Source organism: Enterobacter chuandaensis (assembly GCF_003594915.1).
Taxonomy (GTDB): domain Bacteria; phylum Pseudomonadota; class Gammaproteobacteria; order Enterobacterales; family Enterobacteriaceae; genus Enterobacter; species Enterobacter chuandaensis.
Genome location: NZ_QZCS01000035.1, coordinates 1 through 403 on the forward strand (window position 1 = coordinate 1; position 403 = coordinate 403).

Genomic DNA, 403 nt, shown 5'->3' on the forward strand with positions numbered 1-403 from the left:
TTTCGTGTACGGGACTATCACCCTGTACCGTCGGACTTTCCAGACCGTTCCACTAACACACAAGCTGATTCAGACTCCGGGCTGCTCCCCGTTCGCTCGCCGCTACTGGGGGAATCTCGGTTGATTTCTTTTCCTCGGGGTACTTAGATGTTTCAGTTCCCCCGGTTCGCCTCGTTAACCTATGTATTCAGTTAACGATAGTGCAACGAATTGCACTGGGTTTCCCCATTCGGACATCGCCGGGTCAAAGGTTCATATCACCTCGCCGGCGCTTTTCGCAGATTAGCACGTCCTTCATCGCCTCTGACTGCCAGGGCATCCACCGTGTACGCTTAGTCGCTTAACCTCACAACCCGAAGATGTTTCACTTCTGATTGCGAAAATTTGAGAGACTCGAACACAC

General features: G+C 52.1%; 1 rRNA gene. It reads right to left on the reverse strand.

Annotated features, from left to right (window positions below):
- A 23S ribosomal RNA gene (locus D5066_RS22785) occupies positions 1 to 346 on the reverse strand; the annotation flags it as partial.
- Positions 347 to 403 lie beyond the last annotated feature (57 nt).